Source organism: Flavobacterium sp. LB2P53, assembly GCF_003970305.1.
Lineage (GTDB): Bacteria > Bacteroidota > Bacteroidia > Flavobacteriales > Flavobacteriaceae > Flavobacterium.
The window spans coordinates 53,954-79,195 of the sequence record NZ_RYDG01000013.1; the positions used below are offsets into that span (position 1 = coordinate 53,954).

Here is a 25,242-nt window from a genome sequence, read left to right on the forward strand (position 1 = left end):
CATTTGTATTGTAATACCATTATTTACAGCTGTTTGAAGATATTTTTATTTTGTGTATTTGTTTCTAATTAGACTTTCACGAGAAATTACTAAAACTATAGCAATCCATTTAAAAAAAAGAAATATGAATCTTAAAAGAATCTTTGGAACTGTACTTACTTTTCTTGGAATTAGCGGTCTAATCTATACTGCGGTATTATTTTCTAGTGCCTCAGACGATATTAGTGACATTAAATCCCTCTTTATTTATGGCATATTAGGTGCCGTATTTTTCGCTTCAGGTATTAGTCTGATTCGTACAACAAAAGATGAATAATAAAATATCTTCACTCTGCACAACTGTCAAAACAACACTCCATAAATAGAACGGAATTATCTTATAATTTAAATTGTTTTATACCAAATTGACAACTCTATAGCTGTACTTTAAAAGCCATTTGCTCAAGCACACCCACTGGAACTGTTTAATTTCTTGAGTGAGAATGAACATTTTTTAAAATAAAATTCGAAATCAAACATCCCAATCAGATGACACCAAATCAGCAACATACCTTTGTAAAAGAATATTTTTCAAAAGCATAAACGCATCTCCATACAATCACTTTTAAATAAAAAAAAATGAAAACAAGAACCATTGGAATCGCGATGATTTTTTTAGGAGTAATTCTGTTACTTTACAACAGCTTTAACTATGTAACCACTGAAAAAATTGTTGATATAGGCCCAATACAAATAAATAAAAAAGTAAACCATCCAATAAAATGGTCCCCCATTATAGGGGCTGTACTTGCTATTGGAGGAGTTGTTTTAATTATGAAAGACAAGAAACAAAGTAATTAATTACAAAGAATAATTTTTTTATTAATCTGTGAATATTACAAGTTTAAATAAAAGTTATTCAACAACTAATTTAATAAAAAAACTTAAATTTGTATTATATATACTCTTAAAATAAAACTAAAATGAAAATAAGTGCTGATTTAAAAAAAATATTTATGGGTGGTTTAGCAATGCTGATGCTGCTTTCGATTTCTTCATGTGGTAAAAACATTGCTTTTCAAAATTCTATTGTGGTCCCCGCAGCAAATGGCTCGGTAAATGTCACAAAAGACAGTAACAAAAATTATTTGATAAAAATAAAAATATCAGATTTAGCCGAAGTAAACAGATTACAGCCTTCAAAAAATGTTTACGTTGTCTGGATGGAAACAGACGGGGATATTGTAAGAAATATTGGTCAAATAAAAAGCGATAGCGGATTTTTGTCCTCAAAACTTAGAGCAACTTTTGAAACAGTTACAGCCTACAAGCCGTCAAAAATATTTATAACTGCTGAAGATGACGGAGATATTCAATATCCGGGGATGCAGATGATTTTGTCTACCAACAAATTTTAAATTTATAAAACCTACCTGATATGAATCCATACCTGGTAGGTTTTATTTTTAAAAAGTTACCTTTTCTTTTTTTGGAATAGCAATAATCCAAAAAAACCTTAGGACATGAAACCCGCAATAACAATTCTTACTCTGGAATAAACAACCGTATTTTGAATAAATTTACTTTATAACCACTACTTTATCAAGTATTTATTCTAATTATTAAAGATGAAATTCGTGAATTTGATTGCATCTTTTTTAAAAAAATAAAGGTTACCTTAAACTATTTTAGTATGAAAACAGAAAAACAACTTAGCGAATCTATTCTTGAAATTACGATAAAAATACACGACCAGTATCCTGAGTTATCTAAATACCTAGCGGAGATTCCCATCACTGTTCCAATTATTTCAAATCCTGAAATAAATATCCAAACATTAACAAATTACTACAAGTCTTTAGAAAATATCCTTAAAGAATACACTATTAATCACCCTAGAACTGCCAATTAATCAATTCCGGTATATGAAATGAATGAGGCAAAATACATGTGGCTCTAAGCCTTAGTCTGTAACCCGTGAATAATGTAACTAATCCTAAAAGTTATGTAATCGTTTTTAGGTATAAAGTGGATATTCCAGAGCAAACTGAACACCCTATTCCGGTTTAAACTGTACATAAAGAGCTGAACTTTGTAAAGTGACAATTCTTTCACAGGTAATTATCAATAAAGCGGAATGAATCAGATTTAAAAGGAAATTGGAAAGACAAAAATAAAAATCAAAAGAAAAATTTGGAGATTGAAAAAAGTGTGAATAATATAAACTTATCAAAAAGTATTGTAACATAATTATTTTGAAACAGTTGCATCTTTGCAAAGAACAATTTTTTAATTAAAAAATTAAACAAATGAAAAAATCAAAATCAATTATTTTAGCTTCACTATTTGTAAGCCTTATCACTTTTACAACTATTGAAGCACAAGAAAAAACAGCTTCTTTTGGTTTTAAAGGAGGATTAAATTTCTCAAATCTTTACACGGATAATGTAGATGACAATAATGTATTAACAGGTTTTAATGCCGGTTTATATGCTAAGCTTCCCATTACTAATGCTATTGCTATTCAGCCTGAGATTAACTATACCACAAAAGGAGCAGAACTGGTGTACAACAATTCTTTTGCTAACGGAACAGCTAAATTCAATGTCAATTATATTGAAGTACCAGTCTTATTGGTAATGAATCTTACCGATAATTTTAATGTCCATGTTGGGCCTTATGCCGCTTATATGGTAAGTGGTAAAACAACCAATGATTCTAACTTATTTAGTTCCGAAAGTGAATTAGACACCAATGATTTCAATAAGTTTGACGCCGGTATCTCCGGAGGTATTGGTATCGATTTAGATGTTGCAAACTTTGGAGTACGATATAATTATGGTTTAACCAAAGTAGGAAAAGAAAGAAATTATTCCGGTACTAATTACACTTATCCTGATGCAAAAAATAGCGTATTGAGCTTATATGTGGGACTTAGACTTAACTAGAAATTAAAATATTAATCATTAAAAACTAAAATCATGAGCAATCTATTATATACCATAGCCGTAATTTTAATTATCTTTTGGGCGGTTGGGTTCTTCGCATACAGCGCGGGATCAATTATTCACATCCTTTTGGTTATAGCTGTAATAGCAGTGATATTGAGACTGATAAAAGGCCGAGGAATTTAAATTCATTGTTATTAAAAATAAACATTATGAAAGCAGATAAAATTATATTAGGAGTATTAGGAGGAGTTGCCGTAGGAGCATTATTAGGAGTCTTGTTTGCGCCTGAAAAAGGAGACAAAACAAGAAGAAAAATCATGGACAAAAGCAATGATTATGCTGATGAACTAAAAGGCAAATTAGACTCTTTATTAGGGACAATAACTCAAAAGTATGAGAAAATTTGGAACGAAGGCGAAAATTTAATTGGCAAGGGAGAAACTAAATTTGTAGAAGCTAAAAAGGAATTTAAAATTTAAAATTTTTAAATTACAGTTACAAAAAGATTCTCAATATCAATTTGTTCCAATTTTCAGTGTGGAAAACAATGTAACTACAGCATAAATGCTTTTTAAAAAAGCAAAAGAAACCATAAAGAATATATAAAAGGTCTTGAAGAAATGATCTTCATGACCTCGCATAGAGTGAGGCAACCTATTGCCAATATCATTGGGTTAGCCAATTTACTTGAGGAATCTATAAATTCCCCAAATGAATTAAAGGAATTTTCAGAGTACATAAAACAATCTACCATAGCGCTGGATATTTTTACAAATGAATTGACAACATTTATTTTTGCATTAGAAAAAAAAGGTAAAAAGACATAAACAGATTATATTCGTATTATTTACAAATCAAGAATGAAAATTCTTGATTTTTTTTATGTCTTTTTTTAAAATTAATTTTTGCGTTTTACGCTATTTACTTTTTTGAACTTAAAATTGAACATCGATATAAAACTACAAAAAAGCTTTTAAACTGTAAAGAGATCCTGTAAAAGGCCACTATTCTCTTTTAATATTGCGTTAAGCAAACACAAAATATAACTAATTGATTTTTAATACATAAAAGTAAAGATGACAATTTACAAGAGTAAATCTTGCAAGTAATTTCGCTAATTCCATAACATATTCCTACTTTAATAAACTCACCTTTGTCTGCATATAACTTAATCCCCTAAATAAACAAAAAATGAAAATTAAAAATTTATTAGTAACTTTTGCAATACTATTTATTGCATTAATTTCTGGTTGCGCTAAGGATGACTTTCAAGAAATTGATGGTGTTTGTCCAGAAGTTGTCTCGACAAGCCCTGAAAATGGAGCTATTAATGTAGCACTAGACAAATCGATTACCGTTATTTTCAATGAGGAGATGAACGCATCAACTTTTAACCAATCCTCTTTTACTTTACAAGGCTCCACTTTAGTTACAGGAACTGTTTCATTCAGTGGAACAACTGCTACACTTGATCCTACATCCCCATTATCTGCGAACACAACCTATACCGGTAAAATTAAAACATCCGTTAAAGATGTAATGGGAAATGCATTACAAGTAGACTATGTTTGGACATTTAGTACCGGATCTACAGTTACTCCAATGGTAATAGAAACAGATCCGTTGAAAAATGCCACCAATGTATTTCTGAATAAAGTGGTTGCGGCAGAGTTCAATATGCCAATGAATCAAGCGACTGTAAACGCTACCAATTTCACCTTAAAACAAGGCGCTAATTCCGTTGCTGGTACGGTTACTTATAACGGAACAAAAGCTTATTTTGTACCTAGTATTCCTTTAACTGTCAATACAGTCTATACAAGTACGATCACAACTGGAGTCAAAAATATACAAGGAACATCACTTGCAAATAACTTTGTTTGGACATTTACCACAGGCGCCACTAGTGGACCTTCAGTAGTCACAACAGATCCTGAAAATAATTCTTCTGGTGTTGCTCTGAATAAAACTATTACTGCTGGTTTTAGTGTAGAAATGGATCCTACTACTATTAGTAATTCTACCTTTACTTTAAAAAATGGTACTACAGCGGTAGCAGGAGCTATTTCCTATTCAGGGACTACACTTTCCTTTATTCCTACAAGCCCACTTACAGCAGGGACTACTTATACCGCAACAATTAGTACAGCTGCTAAAAATTTAGCGGGTACTCCTCTGGCAAACGATTACGTTTGGAACTTCAGTACTAGTTCAAACTTGGTTGGAAATACAGTAAATCTTGGATCAGCAGAAAGATTTGGAATTTTATCCGGTGTTGGAGTAAGTAATAATGCAGGTTTCAGTGTAATTAATAATATGGATGTGGGTATCAGTCCTGGTGTTCGTTCTTCAATAACAGGCTTTCCTCCCGCTGTTATAATAAATGGTGCTATTTATGCTTCTGATGATACTGCCCCTGTAGGGATTGCTGCCCTGCTAACACAAGCAAAACTAGACCTGACTAATGCATATCTTTTTGCAGAAGGAGCTTCTTATAGTGCGCCAATAACTGTATCCGGTGATCAGGGCGGAAAAACACTTGTTGCAGGTATATACAAATCAACATCCACACTTTTAGTACAAAATGGAGATTTGACTCTTACCGGTTCTGCAACTGACGTTTGGATCTTCCAAGTCGCATCTGCTTTTACTACTGTTGGTGGTGCAGGTGGAAATATAAAACTTAGTGGTGGAGCACTTGCTAAGAATGTGTATTGGCAAACGGGAAGTTCTGCAACTATTGGAAACTACACAAAATTTGAAGGGAATATATTAGCCTTGCAATCTATAACAATGGGAGCATATTCAACTGCAAATGGCAGAATGCTTGCTCGAAATGGAGCAGTAGTAATGACGCACACAAATATAATCTCTAAACCGTAAAAAATGAAAACTAAAAATAATTTCAAAATGGGATCATGCGCTGCATGGTCCCCTAATAATCTGAATTTCAAAAGTGTTGCGATAGTTGCTTTGACATGGTGGAGCATTCAAACCCAAGTTCAGGCACAAGAAACACTAGTAGTAAAATATGCAAAACCTACTTGGCTTTTTGGAGCTGCAGCTGGTGCCAATTTTAATTTTTATCGCGGTTCAACAAATCAGTTGAATGCTAATTTCACACCACCCGCTACTTTCCATGAGGGAGACGGTATTGGACTTTTCATTGCGCCGCTTGTAGAATACAGGCCTGCTGATTCCAGATGGGGCATCATGTTTCAAGCAGGTTATGACAGCCGTAAAGGTTCTTTTGACCCCGTTACTACCGCATGTGACTGTCCTGCAGATTTATCTACTGATCTTAGTTACATCACCGTGGAACCCAGCGTACGTTTTGCTCCGTTCAAATCTAATTTCTATGTGTATGGAGGCCCGCGTTTAGCTTTCAACTTAGACAAATCATTTACCTATCAATTGGGCACTAATACGGCATTTCCGGATCAAGAGCCTTCTCCTGAAGTAAGAGGTGATTTTAGTGCCATTAACAAAACAATTTTATCTCTTCAAATTGGAGCTGGATATGACATTCCGCTATCTTCAGACAGCAACAAAACACAATTTATATTGTCGCCTTTTGTCGCTTTCCAACCCTATTTTGGTCAAGATCCACGTGCTACAGAAACATGGAACAATACTACTGTCAGAGCTGGTGTTGCGCTCAAATTTGGACAAGGGAAAAATATTCAGGAAGCAACAGATCTGGCTAAGGACCGTGAAGTACAGTTCTCCGTAAATTCTCCTAGTAATGTTCCGGGAGAAAGAAGAATGACAGAGATTTTCCCACTTAGAAACTATGTGTTTTTTAATCAAGGATCTACTGAAATTCCAAGTCGTTATGTTGTATTAACGAAAGACCAAGTAAAAGACTTCAAAGAAGACCAACTGGAAGTTTTTGTTCCAAAAAAATTGTCTGATCGTTCTAAACGTCAAATGACTGTGTATTATAATGTATTGAACATTCTGGGTGATCGAATGCAAAAAAATCCTACAGCTACAATTATCTTGGTAGGTTCGTCAGAAAAAGGATCCCAAGAGGGTTTAGTAATGGCAGCATCAATCAAAACTTATCTAGTATATATATTTGCTATTGATCCGTCTAGAATCATGACTAAAGGTCAAGACAAACCAACTATACCTTCTGAACAACCAGGCGGAACTCAAGAACTAGTCTTACTTCGTGAAGGCGATCGCAGAGTTTCTATCGAAAGTAATTCACCGGATTTACTAATGGAATTTCAAAGTGGACCTGATGCGCAATTAAAACCTGTACAAATAATAGCACTACAAGAAGCTCCTATTGAAAGCTATGTTAGCTTCAACAATAAAGGAGCCGGTGAAGCCTTATCTTCATGGTCATTACAAATTACTGATGAGCAAGGTACGGTTCAAAATTTTGGACCATATACTCAAGACGAAGTTAAAATTCCTGGAAAAGCAATTTTAGGGAGCCGTCCAGAAGGTGATTACACCGTAAAAATGATTGGTCAAACTAAAAGTGGTAAAATTGTAGAAAAAGAAACTCCTGTTCACATGGTACTTTGGACTCCTGCAAAAATGGAGGAAGGCACCAGATATAGTATTATTTATGAATTTAATAAATCTAAAGCAATTGGTATCTATGAAAAATACCTTAGCGAAGTAGTAACCCCACAAATACCTGTTGGCGCAACAGTACTAATTCACGGTCATACTGATAGTATTGGTGAAGAAACCTACAATCAAAACTTGTCTTTAGCCCGTGCTAACGATGTGAAAGGGATCCTTGAAAAAGGGTTATCTAAAGCCGGTAGGAATGACGTAAAATTTGAAGTAACCGGAGAGGGCGAGAATGAAAATAATTCTCCTTTTGAAAACAAAACCCCTGAAGAACGTTTTTACAACCGTACCGTCATAATTGATATAATGCCCGCTATTAAATAAGTAAAATGCACGTATTATAAATTGACAAAGAGGGTAGAAACGCAAAGTTCTATCCTCTTTTTTTGTGCTGAAATTTATTTCAGATATCATGAATAGAAATTCATTTTCATAATTAAGTAGCAAGAAAGATATATTCTCGCAATTATTAAAGAAAATTTTTGCAACAGATTGGGCTGATTAAAAATATTTTAAAGCTATGAAGCGCATTAATCTATGCAAATCTGTGAAATCTATGGAAAGAAATGAAGATCTTTATTACTATTTTAGTCCCAAATTAATACCAATTTTTTTGAATTAATTTATTAGTTCTGAATCTTATAATTTTACAAAGTAAAGGTAAATTAGACGTAATCCCTTTCCAATTTTGATTTTAAACACTTACTTTTCGTAAAAATTTTAGTATTTTTACTTTTCACTTTATTTAAAAACATGACCGAAAACGAGAAAATCCTTACCAAATTCTATAGTGCTATTGCAAATGCAGATTCACCAACAATGTGTAACTGTTATGATTCCAGTATTCAATTTCGTGATCCAGTTTTTGGTCTATTAAAGGGAAATGATGTTTGCCTAATGTGGAAAATGCTCCTCGAAAAAAGCAAAGGGAATATTACAATTAAATTCTCTGCGGTCAAGGCTGATGACTATATTGGCTCCGTACAATTTATAGCTACCTACAATTTCAGTAAGACTAATAGAAAAGTAGTAAATCGTATTCAGGCACAATTTCAGTTTAAAGATGGATTAATTATAAAACACACCGATGATTTTGATATTTTTAAATGGTCCAAACAAGCTTTTGGAATCACCGGATACCTACTAGGCTGGACTGGTTTTTTTCATAAAAAAATTCAAGAGCAAGCCCTTTTATCATTAAAAAAATATAAAGAAACTCAACATGCTGATTGACACCCTGAAAATGCTTTTCATTAGAGATTTAAACATTCTGAAATCCGAAATTGAATCGTATGAAAACGAAAGTGATATTTGGAAAACACAAAAAGGAATCGCTAATTCAGCCGGAAATCTATGCTTGCATATTATAGGAAATCTCAACACATATATTGGAGCCCAATATGGAAAGACGGGTTATATAAGAAACAGACCATTAGAATTTTCACTGAAAGATATTTCAAGAGCAGAATTAGTATCAAAAATCGAAGAAACGATAGTTATCCTTGTCAATGCACTTAATACCCTCTCAGAAGAAGATTTGAAAATGGAATATCCACTTTTAGTTTTAAAGAACAAAACTTCAACTGAGTTCATACTCATCCATTTGACCACGCACCTTGCCTATCATTTGGGACAAATTAATTACCACAGGCGATTATTGGACGCTTAAATATTTACCACAATATTCAATTTACTGTAATTCGATTAGTTATAACAAACATCTTACTCGCAAATAAATATAAAATACGAATAAGAGATAACGACTATAATGTAATATTGATATCCAATCCTCTAAAACTCCCATCCCGGTTCAGTCCACTAAAAAATATTCTGTTTTAGAAATTCTTCAGTTTATAAGTAATAACCATGGTATAATGTCGTATTTTAAAATCAGGATAAAATTATGTAACAATCTGATTTAAAGATATTTTACTTAAAGTTAATTCTTTTGACTTTACGACTTTTAAACTTTCGACTTACTTAACGTTGTCCGCATTAATATTCTATTTTAGAAAAACACTATTTATTCCGTTATGTTTTGCTTTACTCATTAGTTTTATTCTATATCCTGTTTGTAAGTGGATTAAAAAAAAGGAATACAAAAAGGATTAGCTATCTTTATTTGTATTTTAGAACCTCACTTTTGGCAGGTCCCGTTATTTATTTATTTATTATAAAATTGATAGCGGACCGCACTCCTAGTTAGAAGACATTATCCGTTTTGTTAGGAGAGGGCGAACAAAAAAAGACGAGATAATCTATTTCAAAAGAGCAAAATCAAACGCCCAGTCCAACTCCTTTTTATACCACAATTGCCCTTGTGAAACTTCCAGCGGACAGTCAAAATTATTCGTATAAAGCGCTCCGGTTCCTAATCCCTGAGGCATTGCATTGTGTTGCAAAAAAGTCCATTGCGCAATCGCATTTAGTCCAATATTACTCTCCAAAGCAGAGGTAATCCACCACCCGATTTTATGCTTTTCAGCCAATGAAATCCATTCTTGCGTGCCTCGAAAACCACCTACAAAACTAGGCTTCAAAATGATGTATTGCGGCTTGATTTTTGTCAGTAATTGCTTTTTCTCTGCCAAAGTAAACACACCGATCAGCTCTTCATCCAAAGCAATAGGAAAAGGAGCTTTTTTACACAGATCTGCCATCCTGTCAGTATGGTTTTTTTGTATCGGTTGCTCTATACTATGTAATTTAAATTCAGATAGTTGAATTAATTTATTTAAAGCTAAAGTTACATCAAAAGCACCGTTCGCATCCACCCGAATTTCGACTTGTTCCGGAGTAAAATGTTCCCGAATAAACCGTAATAACTGTAGTTCTTTATCAAAATCTATTGCTCCAATTTTGAGTTTGATGCATCTAAAACCCTGCGCTAATTTTTCCTCGATTTGCTGCTTCATAAACGCCTCTTCACCCATCCAAACTAAACCGTTTATCAGGATGGATTTTGTACCGTTTGTGAATTCAGATGGAAAGAGGAAAAAAGGGTTTTCACTCTCCAAAGATCGGAACGCCATTTCCACTCCAAATTGTATCGAAGGAAACTCTAATAACGCTTCCCAAAGCTGATCTTTTCCTAAGTGAATATTATCGCAAGTCCACTGCAATTTTTCTTCATAATCCGGTCGGTCATCAATACTCAATCCGCGAAGGATTCCGCACTCTCCTATTCCCTTTTTACCGTCTTGTTCCAAAACAATAAACCAAGTTTCTTTTTCGGTCATAACGCCACGAGAAGTTCCTGATGGACGTTTGAAATTAAGAATATATTTGTGGTAGGTTGCTTTCAAGAAATTATGAATTATGAGTTATTTCAATCTAGTAAACTTATATCTGAATTATTTTATTAAAATTTAGATGCCTAACATGGTAAAAAGAATTGTTGCTTCTTTAAAACATATAAGGCATATAAGCTTTAAAGTTCGATTTATTTATCCATTAACTTCAAAACTCTTTCAAAATCATCATTTTTAATCCCAACTTTCTTAAAAGCTGCGAAATCTTGTTTTACTTTTTGAGTCCAACTCAAACTATCCGTTACGTTTTGCGATTGATACTCTTTATAAATGGCTTTTGCAGACGAAAAATTATCATTCAATAAATACGCGTGTGCTAAATTCAGCTTTATCAATAACTCTGTATCGTCTATTTTCTCACCTTCTTTCAGGAATTTAATTGCTTTGCCGTATTGCTTCGTCAAAACATAACTGCTACCTATCGCATTATAATCCAAAGCAGTTGCTTTTCCATCATTGATAATCGTTGTCAATTTCGTGATTGCCTCACCTTGCATTCCTTGTTTAGCCAACATAGCGGCTTGCTTACGCAAATTGTCATACACACTTTTTGAAAGACTACTTTCACCAAAACAACTATTACCAAAATCCCTGAACGCCTTAGTGCGCTCTACAGCTAATAATTTCTGGAATTCCTTAAACTTGTACTTGGTTTGGATTTTATCGAGAATACAAACACAAAAATCATCTGAATTGGTCATTTTTTGAGCCAAATTAGATGTTTTGCATTGTTCAATTATTGCTTTTCTGTTTGCTAAAGTCCATCCGCGACTGAGTTTATTATCAACCCACGGCACCACTTCGAGAATGATTTTTTGGTTCATGATCCAGTTTTTACTTTCGAAACCAAACCATAAATTTCCCGAATTCGATCGCATACAAGTAGATTTCTCAGTAGAAAGTCGTTTGGCATCTTTACTCACCGGCGTGTCTTGAACCAAACAAGCATCATCCGTTTTGCCACTTTCTTTATATTGTGTGGCTAATTCATCGCTAGAGAAAACAGCATACTTGCATTTATCATCACCTGATATTTTCGACAAGATAAAAACTGCTCCTGCTGAACCTTGACTGATTCCTGTTGGGTCTGGAATAGCTTTTAAAACCGAAACTAAACTGCCTACCATTTGCTGATTTTTATCCAAAAGCGTTATTCTGTATACGACCTCGGTAGTTCCTTCAGGGAAATCTTGAGTTTTTATAACGATTCTATCTCTGGCGGAAACTGTAATTTCTTCGGTTGTAGCACGGGTTTTATCCCAATAGCCATCTTTCTGAGAAAAAATAGTATTTGTTGAAATTAGAAACAGAAATAAAAAAATGAAATTCTTTTTTTGCATGATTGATATAAAATTTAAACACCAGAGCGAACAACGTTTTAGTAAAATTAACTACGAAGTTTGGTACCGGCAAACCCTAGCCCAGATAGAAGTAAAAATCCTTTTATCACCCTGTCAGGGTTTCAAACCCTGACAGGGTGATAAAAGATTGCAACGGATAGCTGGATTAGCTTCAAATAAAAAAATTACAACTCTATGGAACTTCCTATCTCTAACAACATGAGATCTTTTCCTTTATTGAAAAATTTACGAATAGCATCTTCATGATCAATTTCGATATAACCGAAAGTGTCGTAATGATACCCCAGAATTTTATCGCAATCCAAGAAATCAGAAGCGACAATAGCATCTTCAACATCCATGGTAAAATTATCACCTATGGGCAGAATGGCTAAATCGAGTTTGGTCCGCATAGGAATGAGTTTCATATCCATAGTAAGCGCTGTATCACCAGCAATGTAGATGTTTTTATGTTCCCCTTCAATGACAAAACCGCCAGGATTTCCTCCATAACTGCCATCAGGAAACGAACTGGAATGAATGGCATTTACATATTTCAGTTTTCCAAAATCGAAATTCCAGCTTCCACCGTGATTCATAGGATGCGATTGAAAGCCTTTTGCACCATAATAACCGGCAATTTCAGCGTTAGAAACAATTACCGCATTCGTTCTTTTAGCTATCGCATCGACATCCAGAATATGGTCTCCGTGAGCATGTGTCACTAAAATATAATCGGCTTTTAACGTATCAATGTCAATGTGAGCTGCATTGGGATTTGCAGAAATGTACGGATCTACAATAATGTGTTTGCCGCCAACTTCTATACCTAATGCCCCGTGACCGTAAAATGTTATTTTCATCTTTTTTAATTTAAAAATAGAATGGTTAAAAGATTCCGTATTTGATTATTATTTTATCTTCCTCCTAAAAAAGTGTTCACTATTATATCCGAAAAGAAGTAAATCATACCTAATGACAATAAAATTGAAAGTGCAAAAGTACTCAATGCCAGCTTTTTTAATTCGGGATCTAATTCCTTAGGGTTTTGGTTTTTATAGACAGTAATCAAATGTTTAGTCAAAGGGATATACGACAATAAAAACAAGTATTGATCAAAGTGAAAATCATCTGTAATTGCAAAAATCAATACTAAAACCATTGCGGTTACAATCAGAATATAATGGTATATTTTAGCTTTGGCACCGCCAATTTTTACGACAATCGTGTTTTTATTTGATTTTTTATCTGATGCTTCGTCTCGCATATTATTCAGATTTAAAACACCTACACTCAATAATCCAATGGCTATTGCAGGTAAAACCAACAACGCATCCAATTGTTTAGAATATAAAAAATTCACTCCTAAAGTACTCACCAACCCAAAAAATACAAAGACAAACACATCGCCAAATCCACGGTATCCGTACGCCGTATTTCCAACTGTATATCGAATGGCTGATACAATTGCCAAAATTCCCAAAACCAAATAAAACAAGGAAAACCATAAATTTGTATCTCTAAACGCATAATAAATCAATAGCATCGCTGAAAGCAACGTCAAAGCTGATGTTATGATCATGGCGCGTTTCATGGCTTGCGGAGTAATCACACCGCTTTGTATGGCTCGTTTTGGTCCTACCCGATCTTCATTGTCCGTTCCTTTCATTCCGTCACCGTAATCATTGGCAAAATTGGACAGTATTTGCAATCCTAATGTTGTCAATATTGCAAAACCAAACAATCGCCAGTTAAAGACTTCCGTAGGCGTTAATATGTTATCTGTTGGGTGTGCCAAAGCGTACATACTTCCAACTATTATTCCAGAAACCGATAAGGGTAAGGTTCGTAAACGTGCGGCTTCAATCCAATGTTTCATATTTTTTTATTTAAAAGTTTGAAGTTTAAAACTTAAGCTTTATTGTAAAAAACAACTTTAAACCTTAAACTTTAAACCATTTTATTTACATCCAATTGCTATCGGAAGTTTCTATTTCGTACAACCAAAAATTAACTTGTTGTTGTAGTACTGAATAATTCCCTAATTGAAAAGCGATATTTCCTCCTGCGGTATGCAATGTTATGGAACCAATATCCAACTTTTTATGCCAAAAAAGCTGCGACGTTGTAATCGCTTGTATTTTACTGGGTTCAATAATATCATTGCTCACATCCCAAGCGCCACTTTGCTTTATTATAAAATTCTCGTGGATAAACAATCGGTCATTTTTGAATTTAAAATACTGGATTGCTCCAATAAAAATCACATAAATTGGCATCACATAATTATATTCAAAAATTATAGGTTCAATCCAATGACCAACTGCCATAAAACCAAACAAAGGTAATCCTATTGAAAGAATAACAGAAAAAACAAGTTTACGAAAATTAGGCTGAAGCATTACTCCCTTTTCAGGAATTTGATGAAATAATAACGTCAATATGGAATCTCTTTCGGCTTCACTGCATCCCGGAATTTCTATTATTGATTTCCGTTCTTCCTTTTCACCCCCGGTAGCTTGTTTGATTTGTAGTTCTAAAATTCCCATTTTTTTTTGGAAATAATTTCTGGTAACGGACGTGATCTGAACTTTTTCAGGTTTGATAATAGTGCTTTTCGTATTCAACAAGCCAAAAGACAACAACAAAGATCCTTTTTGTCTCGCTATTCTATAATCATAATATTTAAAAACCGTACGGATCACATTTACAACCAGAACCACAACAAACAACAACAGTATTGATATTAAAATAGTTTGCAACACTACATTTTTATCAATGTATAATCCTACTTTCTCCTTATAGGCATTGCTTTCTTCTCCAAAATTTTGAAAATTCTCATATATAGTACTAAAAAAAATTACCAATAGAGCGATACTTCTGCCATAATTAGATGTAATTCCAACTTTCAGCAAACTCAAAAAACTGATTTTAATAAAAGGATGCGCAGCTTCAAATAGTTTTTGCTCGGTTTCCTCCAATACAGTTTCTTCAGCGCCAATTTCATTCTTTATATCTTCATTTTCTAACAAACGAAATTTCAATTCCAAAGCCAGTTCTTGCGAAATCGCTTGAATAGCACCTTCTTTTTTATTGCTTCCGGCTGTGTCTACATCCAATTCATAAACACCAATTAATTTTTGAATAAAAGACTGATTGATATTTACCTGTTGGATTTTACGCAGCTGAATCGCGGTTTTGGTTTTATTGAAAACGCCGTCGGTAATGATAAATTCCTGATTTTCGGCATCCAAAAAGAAAGTGAAATTCAGGTATTTCAAATAAGAAACAACTCCAACACTCACAAAGAGGGCAAGCATCCCAAAGAAAAAATACAATTTATTAACCTCATCAAACTTGAAAATCCAAATCACAATCATAGGCCACAACGCTCTGGCGTAATACTGAAGCGTGTAAAAAAACATCACTAAAATCCCTATTGAAGATTGCCTCTGTGGCTGACTAAAATCGGCTCCCATTACAATTGCTTTTGTATTTTACCCATCAACAACTGTTTGATATTTTCCGCTTGTTCTTTTTCAATTCCGGGAATTTCAATATCACTGGAATTTCCGCCAGCAGTAAAAATTTCAATTTTGGCCAAACCAAAATAACGTGAAATAAGTCCTTCATGCAATGCCACATGTTGCACTCTGTTATAAGGAATTACAATCGTATTTGTAGCAATTATTCCGTGTCTGAAAAGCACATCGTGTTCCCTGAATGCAAATCCTTTTTTATGGAATCCAATAATAGAAAACACTACCAACAAAGCTGAGAATACGGGAATAACAGCTCCTATAATCAACCAGACTCTTCCTGAAAACAGTTCCGGTTTAAATGTTGAAATCAATATTGGAACAAGAATAAGTATGCCAATAAATAACGCCAAATTAATCAATACTACCCTAATATATTTAGGATGTAAATTCATAAAAGTGACTTTCTCAAATTTTGGAAGTTGGCCCGTATCAATTGTTTCGTTTGTGAAATTTTCCATTTGTAAATTTTAGTTTTTTTTGCCAAAAAGAGGCTTTCTTTTTTGCCACAAAGACCACTAAGGCGCGACGTTTTTATTTGAGTCTTTTGAGTCTGATTACTGAAACTGTTAATGAGATTTCTTCTTCGTCGAAATGACAAATTACGACTGCGTTCTTGATGGCGACCGACTACTGAACACTAATAACTGAATACTCAATTACGGCAACCATTTTTTCTCAAAATTCGGCTTTCTTTTTTCCAAGAATGCATTCCTGCCTTCTTTAGCTTCTTCTGTCATATAGGCAAGTCTAGTGGCCTCACCGGCAAAAACCTGTTGTCCCACCATTCCATCATCCGTAAGATTCATCGCAAATTTTAGCATTTTAATAGCCATTGGAGATTTTTGCAAGATTTCCTGCGCCCATTCGTAAGCCGTATTTTCTAATTCAGCGTGAGGAATCACAGCGTTCACCATTCCCATATCCATAGCATCCTGAGCCGAATAATTGCGTCCCAAAAAGAAAATTTCACGTGCTTTTTTCTGTCCCACCATTTTAGCTAAATAAGCTGAACCATATCCACCATCAAAACTGGTTACATCGGCATCAGTTTGTTTGAAAATAGCGTGTTCTTTACTTGCCAAAGTCAAATCGCAGACCACATGTAAACTATGTCCGCCGCCTACAGCCCATCCAGGAACTACGGCGATAACTACTTTTGGCATGAATCGGATTAAGCGTTGTACTTCTAAGATGTTCAAACGATGCTGTCCGTCATCGCCTACATATCCTTGATGACCACGTGCGTTTTGATCGCCTCCGCTACAAAAAGAATATACGCCATCCTTAGAAGAAGGTCCTTCGGCAGAAAGTAAAACTACTCCAATTGAAGTATCTTCCTGCGCATCATAAAAGGCATTATACAATTCAGCTGTCGTTTTTGGACGAAATGCATTGCGCACATCCGGCCTGTTAAAAGCAATTCTGGCAACGCCATTGCATTTCTTATAAGTGATATCTTCGTATTCTTTAGCAGTAATCCAATCCATTACAATTGATTTTAATTATTATAGTGTAAAAATAAATCATTTTTTACATTTTATCTATTCTATTTAGACAAGCTTATGGTAATATTTCTCTCATTAAAGGCTTTGTAATGTTAAAAAACGACCAAAAAATAGCGTTTTAACAGTTGGGAATCCAAATTATTTCTAACTTTATAATCAGCTAATCAGATAAATACGAATTATTTATCTCATTTAATTATTGATTTTTCACTGATTTATTAACCTAAAAAAAGAATGTATTGAATACCATTAAAAATGTTGTCACTCGTTTTTCTACGGTAATAACTTATAACACTATTTCAAAAGCCCTGATTAACGAGTTTATGAGAAAATCATTTGCTTCAGCAGTAAAAATAAAAGTAACACCCACGGTTAACTAAAGAGCTATTTTTCTTGTTCTTGCATAAGTGAGACATTAATAAACAATTGTTTAGAAAATTATCTTCCAATATATATAAAACCAGTGGCTTTATTGTGAAATTATTTTCAAAAATGCTACGCAACTGACTGGACATTTAAAGACAAACTATTCTTTAAAGTACTTTATGCTTACGTTATTGTTTTAAAAATAGTATCCTGAATACTATAGTGTTAGAGGTGGATAAAGTTACTTTGAACATCCAATTTATTTTAATGTTGTCAGAATTTATTATTCTAAAACAATATTAAAAAGAGAAAGACTAATCATACCGATTAGTCTTTCTTTTTTTAATTTACATTGAACATTGTTTAAACATTTTATATTTTTTCTAAATCATTTAGAAATTAATCTACAGTAAGAATATGCTCCTTGACTAAACTTCCTAAATTTTTTAATGGTTGCAAACGATAAAACATAAAAATAGTGTTGGTATTATTTTACTCCTTAATTAAGTAAATTCCGTCTTCCTTGATTTCGATTAATTTCTCTCGGTATAAAGCACCAATGGCTTTCTTGAAGGTTTTCTTGCTCATTTTCAAAACTGTTTTAATGTCTTCCGGGTGTGAATTGTCCGTCAAACGCAAAAAACCTCTGCTGGCTCTTAACTCATCTAGAATTTTATCTGCATTGGGCTCGATACTTTGGTACCCCTGAACCTGCAATGCCACATCAATTTTATTATCAGGGCGAATCGTCTTAATGTAGCCGCGCATGCGGTCTCCTGTTCGAATTGCATCATCATACACTTCATCTTTGTACAACAAACCTTTATGTTTCTCGTTGATAATTACGTTAATTCCTATTTCAGTAATGTGCGAAACAATCAAATCCACTTCTTCTCCTTTTTCAACCGTTAGCTCCTCATTTTTTAGAAATTGGTTGGTTTTACTGGAAGCCACCAAACGATTAGTTTTTTCGTCCATATAAAGATAAACCAAGTAGCGTTTGCCTTTTTCCATAGGACGCGCCTGCTCTTTGAACGGAACCAAAATATCTTTTTCCATTCCCCAATCCATAAAAGCACCAATCTGATTGGTATAATTCACACGCAAAAGCGCAAATTCATTCAATAATATATACGGTTCTAATGTGGTGGCAACGGGTCTTTCTTCGTGGTCTAAATACACAAAAACAATCAACTCCTCGCCTATTTCAAATTCGTTTGGTACATATTTGTTAGGCAACAGAATGTCGTGAATTCCTTCGGGATCTTTTTCTGGATTACCTAGAAACAAACCCACTTTGGTATCGCGTAATATGGTAAGCGTATTGTATTTTCCTATTTCAATCATTTTCTTTCAATTTCTAAAGTGCAAAGGTACGAAGTTTGAAAATAGTAAATTAAGAAACCGTCCACAAAAAAACAAAGCCCGAATCCGAGGTTTTTTGGTTTTCCAGAAGCATCACTTTCCGTTGTTTCATTATGAGTTGTACTGCCGACTATTTAGTATCTTTTACTCATCAGTGGACGTAAACCAAAAATGAAAGAGCTACTTTAGAATAAAATTAGTTGTTTTTTTTATAAACGAATAAAAATTCCGTAAGATTACACAAATACAAAAAGTCCAATGAAAGTAGATTCATTGGACTTTTTGTAAATAAAAAAATAGCACTAAACCTTTTTAAAAATAATTGGCTATTCATAAAAAATAAAAGGCCGTCTTTTGGGGGAAGACAGCCTTTTAATTATAAAAAAATACTCAACTTAAATTTTTGCGAAGATATTTGTGTAATATTTTTTACCCGTTGCAGGATCCTCTTTTATTGCAATTCCAAAATGGGTAAAATTACCCTCTATATTTTCTTTATGACTAGGACTGGCTAACCAAGCATTTAAAGCCGCTTGTGGTGTATTGTAATTATAAGCAATATTTTCGCTCACGGATGTGGCTCCTAATGTTTTCATTATATTTTCGGAACGAGCCACAAAATCATTATGATTCACTACATTATTTGCAATCATATAATGATCATGTTCTTCTGATTTGTAAGACATGTGATTAATTTTTTCTAAAGGTGTTAAACCCTTGCGAACTCTGTGAGCATTAATCAAATTCATCGTTTCTATTTCGATCGAATTGTATGAATAAACAGTTACTTTCTTTGCTACGGCATCAGCTGTTTGAGTATCAGAAGAGTCTGAAGAACAGGAATTCATAGTGCATATTACAGTCACGAGCAATAACGCACGAAGTAATTTTAGCTTCATAAGAGTAGTAGTTTAAGTGTAAAGTAAATTGTGGGGCAAAAAACTTTAAGAATAATTAATAGATGCTTTTTATTATTAATTAAAATTACATCTTTTATCGTTAAACTACCAAAAATAATCGACTAACTACATTATAAAGATATTTATATATGTATATTTCCTACTTTAAGGAGAGAGCCTGTCCATTTTCCAAGAATAATCGTGTTGACTTGTATAACGAATTCTATCATGTAATCGATTGGGCCTTCCTTGCCAAAACTCTACTTCTAAAGGAGTTACTAAAAATCCGCCCCAGTGTTTGGGTCTCGGAATTACAACACTCTCAAAATCTTTTTCTAACTGCTTCAGGTTTTCCTCTAAATAGCCTCTGGAAGGAATCACTTCACTTTGGTTAGAAACTATTGCGCCTAATTTACTGCCATCAGGTCTGGATTCAAAATAACTATCAGAAGTCATTTCCGATGTTTTTTTTGCAATTCCTTTAATGATTACCTGACGCTCCATAGTATGCCAAAAAAAAGACAGGCACACATTAGGATTTTCAGCAATAGCCTTACCTTTTTCTGAATTGTAATTGGTATAAAAAATAAAACCTTCTTCAGTAAATTTTTTCAATAAAACAACTCTAGACTTGGGAAAACCATCTAAACCTATTGTAGCAACCGTCATAGCATTTACTTCGCTTTCGCCACCATAATCTTCTACTTCATGAAACCAGCGATTAAACAAATTTATTGGGTCTTCCGGAATATTCGATTCTAATAATTCACTCTTTTCGTATGATTTTCTGTAATTACTTAAGTCGTTCATATTTCATTGTTTTAAAAATGTTTGATTGTTGAATGATTTGATAAAAATTATCAAAAAATCCAAATACTATTTTATACTCTAAATTGATTTCTGTATTTAAAACTCAAAGCTTTTTCCATCATCTGCTAAGAGTACTGAGGGGAAAATAGTTTCGGCTTCTTCTTTAAACAATCCGATATTTTCATATCGGGTGGAATAATGTCCTAAAACTAATTGTTTAGCATTTGCTTTCAAAGCTATGGTTGCAGCTTCTTTAGCTGTAGAATGTAATGTTTTTTTGGCCAGATTTTCCTCCGATTGAAGGAAAGTAGATTCATGGTACAACACATCTATATTTTCAATTATAGGAAGTATCTCCTCATTGTAAGCAGTATCTGAGCAAAATGCATAATTCTTTGCCGGAATAGGATCAAATGTCAATTTGTCGTTTGCTATGATTCTTCCGTCTTCCAACGCGATGTCTTTCCCATTTTTTATTTTTTGGTAATAGCAACTCTCTATTTCATAATTTTGAACGGCATCCAAATTCAGTTTTCGGTCTCCTAATTTTTCTTGGAACAAAAAACCATTTGTATACACGCGGTGTTTTAATGGAATGGTTTTTACCAAAACCTTGTCGTCTTCAAAAATAATTTCGCTTTCCAGCGATTCCAATTCATGAAAGAACAAACCGTAATTGGTCCAAGAATTAGACAATCGCAATTGCAACTTGATAATTTCTTTGATGCCCTTTGGACCATAAATATGCAAATCCGTAGTTCTGTTGAGCAAAGTAAATGTGGATACTAAACCCACTAATCCAAAGAAGTGGTCTCCGTGCAAATGGGAAATAAAAACATGGTTTATTTTAGAAAATCGTATTTTATTCTTCCGCAATTGCACTTGGGTTCCTTCTCCGCAATCAATCAAAAAAAGTCTATTTTTTATGTCTAAAATCTGGGAAGTAGGATTGGTAAAGGTTCGTGGAGTGGCTGCATAGCAACCGAGGATTGTTAGTTTCAAGTTTAATTTATTCGGTTATTTGGTTAACTGTTTAATCGTTATTTCATATTTGTTTAAATAAATTTGGCGGTTAAAAAGTAACCGAGTGTTCTAACTTAAAAACCTAAATCTCTTTCAATCTCCTCCATTTCAATAATATCATGAGACTCTAATAGTGAAGGCACCACAGTTAATTTCTCAGGAATGGCATTGTAATCAAAATCAGAAGTGACAATTACAAAAGATTTTTTAGCTTTTTTATGTTGTTTTGACAATGGCATAAATAATTTAACATCATTTGTTGACAAATCGTTATGCAACAAAAGATCAATTATTATGTTGTGTTTTTCGAATGTTTTATATTGATGGGTAACCTTCATTAAAAAAGAAGTAAAATCACCCTGAGTATCCCTAATCGTTATCGTATGTCCTTTTTGATCTACTTTCATTGTTTTAAATTTCAGAGACCGCTTAATAGCAGTATGGATTATAAATAGCTAATTTACAAAGTTTTAAATTAGTTTATTGAATTTTTGAAGCCAAAAGATAAATAACCGCCATTCTAATTGCTACACCATTTTCTACTTGGTTCAAAATCACGGATTGATGGGAATCAGCCACTTCACTTGTAATCTCTACACCGCGATTAATAGGTCCGGGATGCATAATTATAATTTCTTTATTAAGAGAATCCAAAAGTGGTTTATCAACTCCATATAGTTGTGCATATTCCCTTGTGGATGGAAAATAATTGACATCCATACGTTCATTTTGCACACGTAACATATTGGCAACATCACACCATTCTAATGCTTTTCTTAAATTAGGTTCCACAGTAACGCCAAGCGATTCAATATGTCTTGGAATAAGTGTTTTAGGGCCGCAAACTTTGACCTCAGCGCCTTGCATTTGCAACGCATAGATGTTGGACAAAGCGACTCTGGAATGCAAAACATCACCTACAATGACCACTTTCTTTCCGGCTACTTCACCTAGTTTTTCTCGAATGGAATAGCTGTCTAACAACGCTTGTGTAGGATGTTCGTGTGCACCATCTCCTGCGTTGACGATGCTGGCTTTTACGTTTTTGGACAAGAAATAAGCAGCGCCTGGATTCGCGTGCCGCATCACCACCATATCTACTTTCATCGAAAGGATATTGTTTACGGTATCTATTAATGTTTCTCCCTTTTTGACAGAAGATTGTGCTGCCGAAAAGCTAATAACATCTGCAGACAACCGTTTTTGTGCTAATTCAAAAGAAAGTTTTGTTCTGGTACTGTTTTCGAAGAAAATATTGGCAATGGTAATATCTCGTAACGAAGGCACTTTCTTAATTGGTCGATTAATGACTTCTTTAAAATGATCGGCAGTTTCAAAAATCAGGTCAATATCATTCTTGTTGATGTATTTTATCCCTAATAAATGATTTACGCTTAATTCTTTCATTTTTATTTACGATTATAGTTTCTAATAGGTGGCTTTTGTTTTAAATCTAACTTGTAATTAAATACACACCATCTTCTCCGTCATTTTCTTTCCAGCTCACTTTTACTTTTTCATCATTTATTGCGTCTACCTGTCTGCCTCTATAATCCGGTTGAATGGGTAAATTGCGACTGAAACGTCTGTCTATCAAAACCAGCAGTTCAATTTCCGAAGGTCGCCCAAAAGATTGTATAGCAGTCAAAGCTGAACGTATGCTTCGTCCGGTGAACAGGACATCATCTATGAAAATGACTTTTTTATTTTCAACAATAAAATTAATCTTGGTTTTATTGGCTTCTAATGGCTTATCTGTTCTTCTAAAATCATCTCTGAAAAAGGTAATATCCAGATAACCTAATTGAATTTCAGGAGTTTGATATTCTTTTTCCAGAATTTGTTTCAATCGCTCCGCCAAAAAAACACCTCTTGGTTGGATTCCAACTAATATTGTATCTGAAAAATCTAAATGTTTTTCTATTAATTGACAAGCCAAACGATGTAATATGATAGTAACTTCTTTTGCAGTAAGTAATACTTTTTGACTCATAGTAATTGTGTAGTTTGGTTTGGCAAATATACAAATTCCAATTTATGATATTATAATTAAAAAGGGAGAAAATAGCAGCATTTAGGATTTGCCCCATGAAATCCATGTGGCTTTATGCCAAATCATTTCTAAAAGTCCTTGCTTGTGGGTTTCAAGCCACCATTTACAAAAATATAATTGGATAAAAAACAATGCAAATCCTATCAATAAGCAAAAGATAGCGCCAGTATATTTAAAAAGTCCCAACCCATATCGGTAATAAATAAATACGCCAATTGCTGACTGAAATATATAATTTGTAAGGCTCATTTTTCCAAACGGAATAAACTTAGAAAATACGTTATTAACAGCATTCTTTATGATAAAAAAAATACTCAATTAATAAAAAATTAAGTGTTTAACGTAACAAATTTATTTATACTTTTTAAAATGCAGTTGTTCCTATATCAGTTGTATTACCAATGGTCACTACGATAGTACTTTTTGTTACAGGCAATAAAGGTAAAACAGGAGTCATAGTTACGTTGTAAGTCCCTGAAGGAAGACCTATAACTAAAAATTCACCGCTTGCATTTGCGTTTGTTGAATAAGATAAACTCGTAAGAACATCAACAGCAGTGACTACAGCTAAACTGCCTACCGGAGTAATTTTACCTTTAATGTTACCACTTATAGCCGCTTCAATTGTTCTAACAACAGGTTTCAATTTATAAGCACCATTTCCTGTATTCACAATTGATTTATTCGCATCAAAATCAAGTAAAACACTATACAAAATTCCTTGTTCAAGTGTTTGGTGTACTTGTAATTTCAGTCCTGATTGTTCAGCACTTGGAGTATTCAAAGGATAGGTTACATTATCAACAACTACCGTATTGTTTGTTCCAAGTATAAGTCTAATTTGAGCAACTTTAGAAATTTGTAAGGTGTCAGTAGCAATAAGAGTACTTTCGCCGTTAGAAAAATCAAGTAGGTTATAAATTCCTTTCTTAACATTCAACGTTACCGTTTCTCCAGCATCTCCAGTTACTTCTACACCTAGTAAATCAATATTTACTTTTTGATATGGCCCCGGAGCGTCAGTCATTTTTACTTGATAAGGATAACTTGAAGCTATTTCTTCGTTGTTATTACATGAAGTCATAATAATTCCTAATACGAAGAAAGATAGAATAATTTTCATTTTTTTCATTTTCAATTGTTTTTTATAGTTATAAAATACTTTAAAATATTTAGTAAATTTAAAAGCAACGTGAAAAAAATTTGTTACATAACTTTAGTATTAAGTTATAGGATTCACACATTAAAACAGCAGTACTATAAGACTTTATTATGCATTAAATTTTTTCCTTTACAATGCGGTCTTTTTTGACATGTAAAACTGTTAATTGCTTTTCTATTGCTTCCATCATAGGCGGAGGTCTACAGAGGTAAAATAATTCATCAGTTACTTTTTGGTTGATTTTAATCAAATTTTCAAAGATTTGGATATGCAAATAAAAACTGCACATTAAGTTAAGCTACATTTTTGTAATTAATTTGATTGTTAAATTCTTCAATAG

28 protein-coding genes are annotated in these 25,242 nt (G+C 33.5%); 12 read left to right on the forward strand and 16 right to left on the reverse strand.

The window, feature by feature from the left end; genetic code table 11:
* Positions 1 to 124: 124 nt before the first annotated feature.
* The 12 genes from EKL95_RS13570 to EKL95_RS13625 all read left to right on the forward strand — a co-directional run bounded on the left by EKL95_RS13570 (position 125) and on the right by EKL95_RS13625 (position 9,195).
* The gene (locus tag EKL95_RS13570) at positions 125 to 316 is read left to right on the forward strand and encodes a hypothetical protein (protein WP_126459858.1); all 192 of its coding nucleotides are present in this window, start codon (positions 125 to 127) and stop codon (positions 314 to 316) included.
* Between the two features lie 302 nt (positions 317 to 618).
* Positions 619 to 840 carry a hypothetical protein gene (locus EKL95_RS13575; RefSeq protein WP_126555761.1) on the forward strand — a complete coding sequence of 74 codons (222 nt, stop codon included), beginning with the start codon at positions 619 to 621 and terminating at the stop codon, positions 838 to 840.
* Positions 841 to 962: 122 nt separating this feature from the next.
* Positions 963 to 1,397, forward strand: coding sequence for a hypothetical protein (locus EKL95_RS13580; protein WP_197037190.1), 435 nt, complete (start codon positions 963 to 965; stop codon positions 1,395 to 1,397).
* A 275-nt stretch (positions 1,398 to 1,672) separates the two neighbouring features.
* A complete protein-coding gene (locus EKL95_RS13585; RefSeq protein ID WP_126459867.1) occupies positions 1,673 to 1,891 on the forward strand; it encodes a hypothetical protein in 219 nt (72 codons plus the stop codon).
* A gap of 397 nt (positions 1,892 to 2,288) precedes the next feature.
* A complete protein-coding gene (locus tag EKL95_RS13590) occupies positions 2,289 to 2,927 on the forward strand; it encodes a porin family protein (protein WP_126564423.1) in 639 nt (212 codons plus the stop codon).
* A gap of 33 nt (positions 2,928 to 2,960) precedes the next feature.
* Positions 2,961 to 3,113 carry a lmo0937 family membrane protein gene (locus tag EKL95_RS13595; RefSeq protein ID WP_126459873.1) on the forward strand — a complete coding sequence of 51 codons (153 nt, stop codon included), beginning with the start codon at positions 2,961 to 2,963 and terminating at the stop codon, positions 3,111 to 3,113.
* 26 nt (positions 3,114 to 3,139) lie between these two features.
* Positions 3,140 to 3,409 (forward strand): YtxH domain-containing protein, encoded by a 270-nt coding sequence (locus EKL95_RS13600; RefSeq protein ID WP_126555752.1) that lies wholly within the window; start codon positions 3,140 to 3,142, stop codon positions 3,407 to 3,409.
* Positions 3,410 to 3,550: 141 nt separating this feature from the next.
* On the forward strand, positions 3,551 to 3,757 hold the full coding sequence (locus EKL95_RS13605) for a histidine kinase dimerization/phospho-acceptor domain-containing protein (RefSeq protein ID WP_126555749.1): 207 nt from the start codon (positions 3,551 to 3,553) through the stop codon (positions 3,755 to 3,757).
* A 364-nt stretch (positions 3,758 to 4,121) separates the two neighbouring features.
* On the forward strand, positions 4,122 to 5,813 hold the full coding sequence (locus tag EKL95_RS13610; protein WP_126564424.1) for an Ig-like domain-containing protein: 1,692 nt from the start codon (positions 4,122 to 4,124) through the stop codon (positions 5,811 to 5,813).
* A 3-nt stretch (positions 5,814 to 5,816) separates the two neighbouring features.
* Positions 5,817 to 7,850, forward strand: coding sequence for an OmpA family protein (locus EKL95_RS13615; RefSeq protein ID WP_126555742.1), 2,034 nt, complete (start codon positions 5,817 to 5,819; stop codon positions 7,848 to 7,850).
* Between the two features lie 429 nt (positions 7,851 to 8,279).
* Positions 8,280 to 8,759: a nuclear transport factor 2 family protein gene (locus EKL95_RS13620; RefSeq protein ID WP_126562180.1), complete on the forward strand. Its 480-nt coding sequence runs from the start codon at positions 8,280 to 8,282 to the stop codon at positions 8,757 to 8,759.
* Positions 8,749 to 9,195, forward strand: a complete 447-nt coding sequence (locus EKL95_RS13625; RefSeq protein ID WP_126564425.1) for a DinB family protein — start codon at positions 8,749 to 8,751, stop codon at positions 9,193 to 9,195. Before EKL95_RS13620 ends, EKL95_RS13625 begins: the two co-directional genes overlap by 11 nt.
* 589 nt (positions 9,196 to 9,784) lie before the next feature.
* Here the strand turns inward: EKL95_RS13625 and EKL95_RS13630 are convergent.
* The 16 genes from EKL95_RS13630 to EKL95_RS13705 form a co-directional block, all read right to left on the reverse strand.
* Complete coding sequence (locus EKL95_RS13630; RefSeq protein WP_126562181.1) at positions 9,785 to 10,831, reverse strand: o-succinylbenzoate synthase; 1,047 nt, start codon at positions 10,829 to 10,831, stop codon at positions 9,785 to 9,787.
* A gap of 137 nt (positions 10,832 to 10,968) precedes the next feature.
* Entirely contained in the window at positions 10,969 to 12,177 is a 1,209-nt protein-coding gene (locus EKL95_RS13635; RefSeq protein ID WP_126555730.1) for a tetratricopeptide repeat protein, read from the reverse strand.
* A 185-nt stretch (positions 12,178 to 12,362) separates the two neighbouring features.
* The gene (locus tag EKL95_RS13640; RefSeq protein WP_126454851.1) at positions 12,363 to 13,040 is read right to left on the reverse strand and encodes a metal-dependent hydrolase; all 678 of its coding nucleotides are present in this window, start codon (positions 13,038 to 13,040) and stop codon (positions 12,363 to 12,365) included.
* A gap of 53 nt (positions 13,041 to 13,093) precedes the next feature.
* A complete protein-coding gene (gene menA, locus EKL95_RS13645) occupies positions 13,094 to 14,056 on the reverse strand; it encodes a 1,4-dihydroxy-2-naphthoate octaprenyltransferase (RefSeq protein ID WP_126564426.1) in 963 nt (320 codons plus the stop codon).
* A gap of 85 nt (positions 14,057 to 14,141) precedes the next feature.
* Entirely contained in the window at positions 14,142 to 15,656 is a 1,515-nt protein-coding gene (locus tag EKL95_RS13650) for a PH domain-containing protein (RefSeq protein WP_126555724.1), read from the reverse strand.
* Entirely contained in the window at positions 15,656 to 16,177 is a 522-nt protein-coding gene (locus tag EKL95_RS13655; protein WP_126555721.1) for a PH domain-containing protein, read from the reverse strand. The genes EKL95_RS13650 and EKL95_RS13655 overlap by 1 nt, the downstream gene beginning before the upstream one ends.
* 198 nt (positions 16,178 to 16,375) lie before the next feature.
* Complete coding sequence (locus tag EKL95_RS13660) at positions 16,376 to 17,206, reverse strand: 1,4-dihydroxy-2-naphthoyl-CoA synthase (protein ID WP_126459908.1); 831 nt, start codon at positions 17,204 to 17,206, stop codon at positions 16,376 to 16,378.
* Between the two features lie 876 nt (positions 17,207 to 18,082).
* On the reverse strand, positions 18,083 to 18,937 hold the full coding sequence (locus tag EKL95_RS13665; RefSeq protein WP_126454843.1) for a S1 RNA-binding domain-containing protein: 855 nt from the start codon (positions 18,935 to 18,937) through the stop codon (positions 18,083 to 18,085).
* Positions 18,938 to 19,350: 413 nt separating this feature from the next.
* The gene (locus tag EKL95_RS13670; protein ID WP_126562183.1) at positions 19,351 to 19,854 is read right to left on the reverse strand and encodes a CAP domain-containing protein; all 504 of its coding nucleotides are present in this window, start codon (positions 19,852 to 19,854) and stop codon (positions 19,351 to 19,353) included.
* Positions 19,855 to 20,019: 165 nt separating this feature from the next.
* Positions 20,020 to 20,664, reverse strand: coding sequence for a pyridoxamine 5'-phosphate oxidase (pdxH, locus tag EKL95_RS13675; protein WP_126562184.1), 645 nt, complete (start codon positions 20,662 to 20,664; stop codon positions 20,020 to 20,022).
* 96 nt (positions 20,665 to 20,760) lie between these two features.
* Positions 20,761 to 21,666 carry a ribonuclease Z gene (locus tag EKL95_RS13680; RefSeq protein ID WP_126459916.1) on the reverse strand — a complete coding sequence of 302 codons (906 nt, stop codon included), beginning with the start codon at positions 21,664 to 21,666 and terminating at the stop codon, positions 20,761 to 20,763.
* A gap of 95 nt (positions 21,667 to 21,761) precedes the next feature.
* Entirely contained in the window at positions 21,762 to 22,094 is a 333-nt protein-coding gene (locus EKL95_RS13685; RefSeq protein WP_126459918.1) for a ribonuclease Z, read from the reverse strand.
* A gap of 73 nt (positions 22,095 to 22,167) precedes the next feature.
* The gene (locus EKL95_RS13690) at positions 22,168 to 23,094 is read right to left on the reverse strand and encodes an aspartate carbamoyltransferase catalytic subunit (RefSeq protein WP_126555712.1); all 927 of its coding nucleotides are present in this window, start codon (positions 23,092 to 23,094) and stop codon (positions 22,168 to 22,170) included.
* A gap of 46 nt (positions 23,095 to 23,140) precedes the next feature.
* The gene (pyrR, locus tag EKL95_RS13695; RefSeq protein WP_126555710.1) at positions 23,141 to 23,680 is read right to left on the reverse strand and encodes a bifunctional pyr operon transcriptional regulator/uracil phosphoribosyltransferase PyrR; all 540 of its coding nucleotides are present in this window, start codon (positions 23,678 to 23,680) and stop codon (positions 23,141 to 23,143) included.
* A gap of 81 nt (positions 23,681 to 23,761) precedes the next feature.
* Entirely contained in the window at positions 23,762 to 24,058 is a 297-nt protein-coding gene (locus EKL95_RS13700) for a DUF418 domain-containing protein (RefSeq protein ID WP_126555707.1), read from the reverse strand.
* A 46-nt stretch (positions 24,059 to 24,104) separates the two neighbouring features.
* Entirely contained in the window at positions 24,105 to 24,863 is a 759-nt protein-coding gene (locus EKL95_RS13705; RefSeq protein ID WP_158614866.1) for a DUF4382 domain-containing protein, read from the reverse strand.
* Positions 24,864 to 25,242: the final 379 nt, after the last annotated feature.

Bases quoted from the DNA above. Each gene is read 5' to 3' on its own strand.
- EKL95_RS13570 (WP_126459858.1), top strand. From the start codon at position 125: ATGAATCTTAAAAGAATCTTTGGAACTGTACTTACTTTTCTTGGAATT.
- EKL95_RS13575 (WP_126555761.1), top strand. From the start codon at position 619: ATGAAAACAAGAACCATTGGAATCGCGATGATTTTTTTAGGAGTAATT.
- EKL95_RS13580 (WP_197037190.1), top strand. From the start codon at position 963: ATGAAAATAAGTGCTGATTTAAAAAAAATATTTATGGGTGGTTTAGCA.
- EKL95_RS13585 (WP_126459867.1), top strand. From the start codon at position 1,673: ATGAAAACAGAAAAACAACTTAGCGAATCTATTCTTGAAATTACGATA.
- EKL95_RS13590 (WP_126564423.1), top strand. From the start codon at position 2,289: ATGAAAAAATCAAAATCAATTATTTTAGCTTCACTATTTGTAAGCCTT.
- EKL95_RS13595 (WP_126459873.1), top strand. From the start codon at position 2,961: ATGAGCAATCTATTATATACCATAGCCGTAATTTTAATTATCTTTTGG.
- EKL95_RS13600 (WP_126555752.1), top strand. From the start codon at position 3,140: ATGAAAGCAGATAAAATTATATTAGGAGTATTAGGAGGAGTTGCCGTA.
- EKL95_RS13605 (WP_126555749.1), top strand. From the start codon at position 3,551: ATGATCTTCATGACCTCGCATAGAGTGAGGCAACCTATTGCCAATATC.
- EKL95_RS13610 (WP_126564424.1), top strand. From the start codon at position 4,122: ATGAAAATTAAAAATTTATTAGTAACTTTTGCAATACTATTTATTGCA.
- EKL95_RS13615 (WP_126555742.1), top strand. From the start codon at position 5,817: ATGAAAACTAAAAATAATTTCAAAATGGGATCATGCGCTGCATGGTCC.
- EKL95_RS13620 (WP_126562180.1), top strand. From the start codon at position 8,280: ATGACCGAAAACGAGAAAATCCTTACCAAATTCTATAGTGCTATTGCA.
- EKL95_RS13625 (WP_126564425.1), top strand. From the start codon at position 8,749: ATGCTGATTGACACCCTGAAAATGCTTTTCATTAGAGATTTAAACATT.
- EKL95_RS13635 (WP_126555730.1), bottom strand. From the start codon at position 12,177: ATGCAAAAAAAGAATTTCATTTTTTTATTTCTGTTTCTAATTTCAACA.
- EKL95_RS13640 (WP_126454851.1), bottom strand. From the start codon at position 13,040: ATGAAAATAACATTTTACGGTCACGGGGCATTAGGTATAGAAGTTGGC.
- menA (WP_126564426.1), bottom strand. From the start codon at position 14,056: ATGAAACATTGGATTGAAGCCGCACGTTTACGAACCTTACCCTTATCG.
- EKL95_RS13650 (WP_126555724.1), bottom strand. From the start codon at position 15,656: ATGGGAGCCGATTTTAGTCAGCCACAGAGGCAATCTTCAATAGGGATT.
- EKL95_RS13655 (WP_126555721.1), bottom strand. From the start codon at position 16,177: ATGGAAAATTTCACAAACGAAACAATTGATACGGGCCAACTTCCAAAA.
- EKL95_RS13660 (WP_126459908.1), bottom strand. From the start codon at position 17,206: ATGGATTGGATTACTGCTAAAGAATACGAAGATATCACTTATAAGAAA.
- EKL95_RS13665 (WP_126454843.1), bottom strand. From the start codon at position 18,937: ATGATTGAAATAGGAAAATACAATACGCTTACCATATTACGCGATACC.
- EKL95_RS13670 (WP_126562183.1), bottom strand. From the start codon at position 19,854: ATGAAGCTAAAATTACTTCGTGCGTTATTGCTCGTGACTGTAATATGC.
- pdxH (WP_126562184.1), bottom strand. From the start codon at position 20,664: ATGAACGACTTAAGTAATTACAGAAAATCATACGAAAAGAGTGAATTA.
- EKL95_RS13685 (WP_126459918.1), bottom strand. From the start codon at position 22,094: ATGAAAGTAGATCAAAAAGGACATACGATAACGATTAGGGATACTCAG.
- EKL95_RS13690 (WP_126555712.1), bottom strand. From the start codon at position 23,094: ATGAAAGAATTAAGCGTAAATCATTTATTAGGGATAAAATACATCAAC.
- pyrR (WP_126555710.1), bottom strand. From the start codon at position 23,680: ATGAGTCAAAAAGTATTACTTACTGCAAAAGAAGTTACTATCATATTA.
- EKL95_RS13705 (WP_158614866.1), bottom strand. From the start codon at position 24,863: ATGAAAATTATTCTATCTTTCTTCGTATTAGGAATTATTATGACTTCA.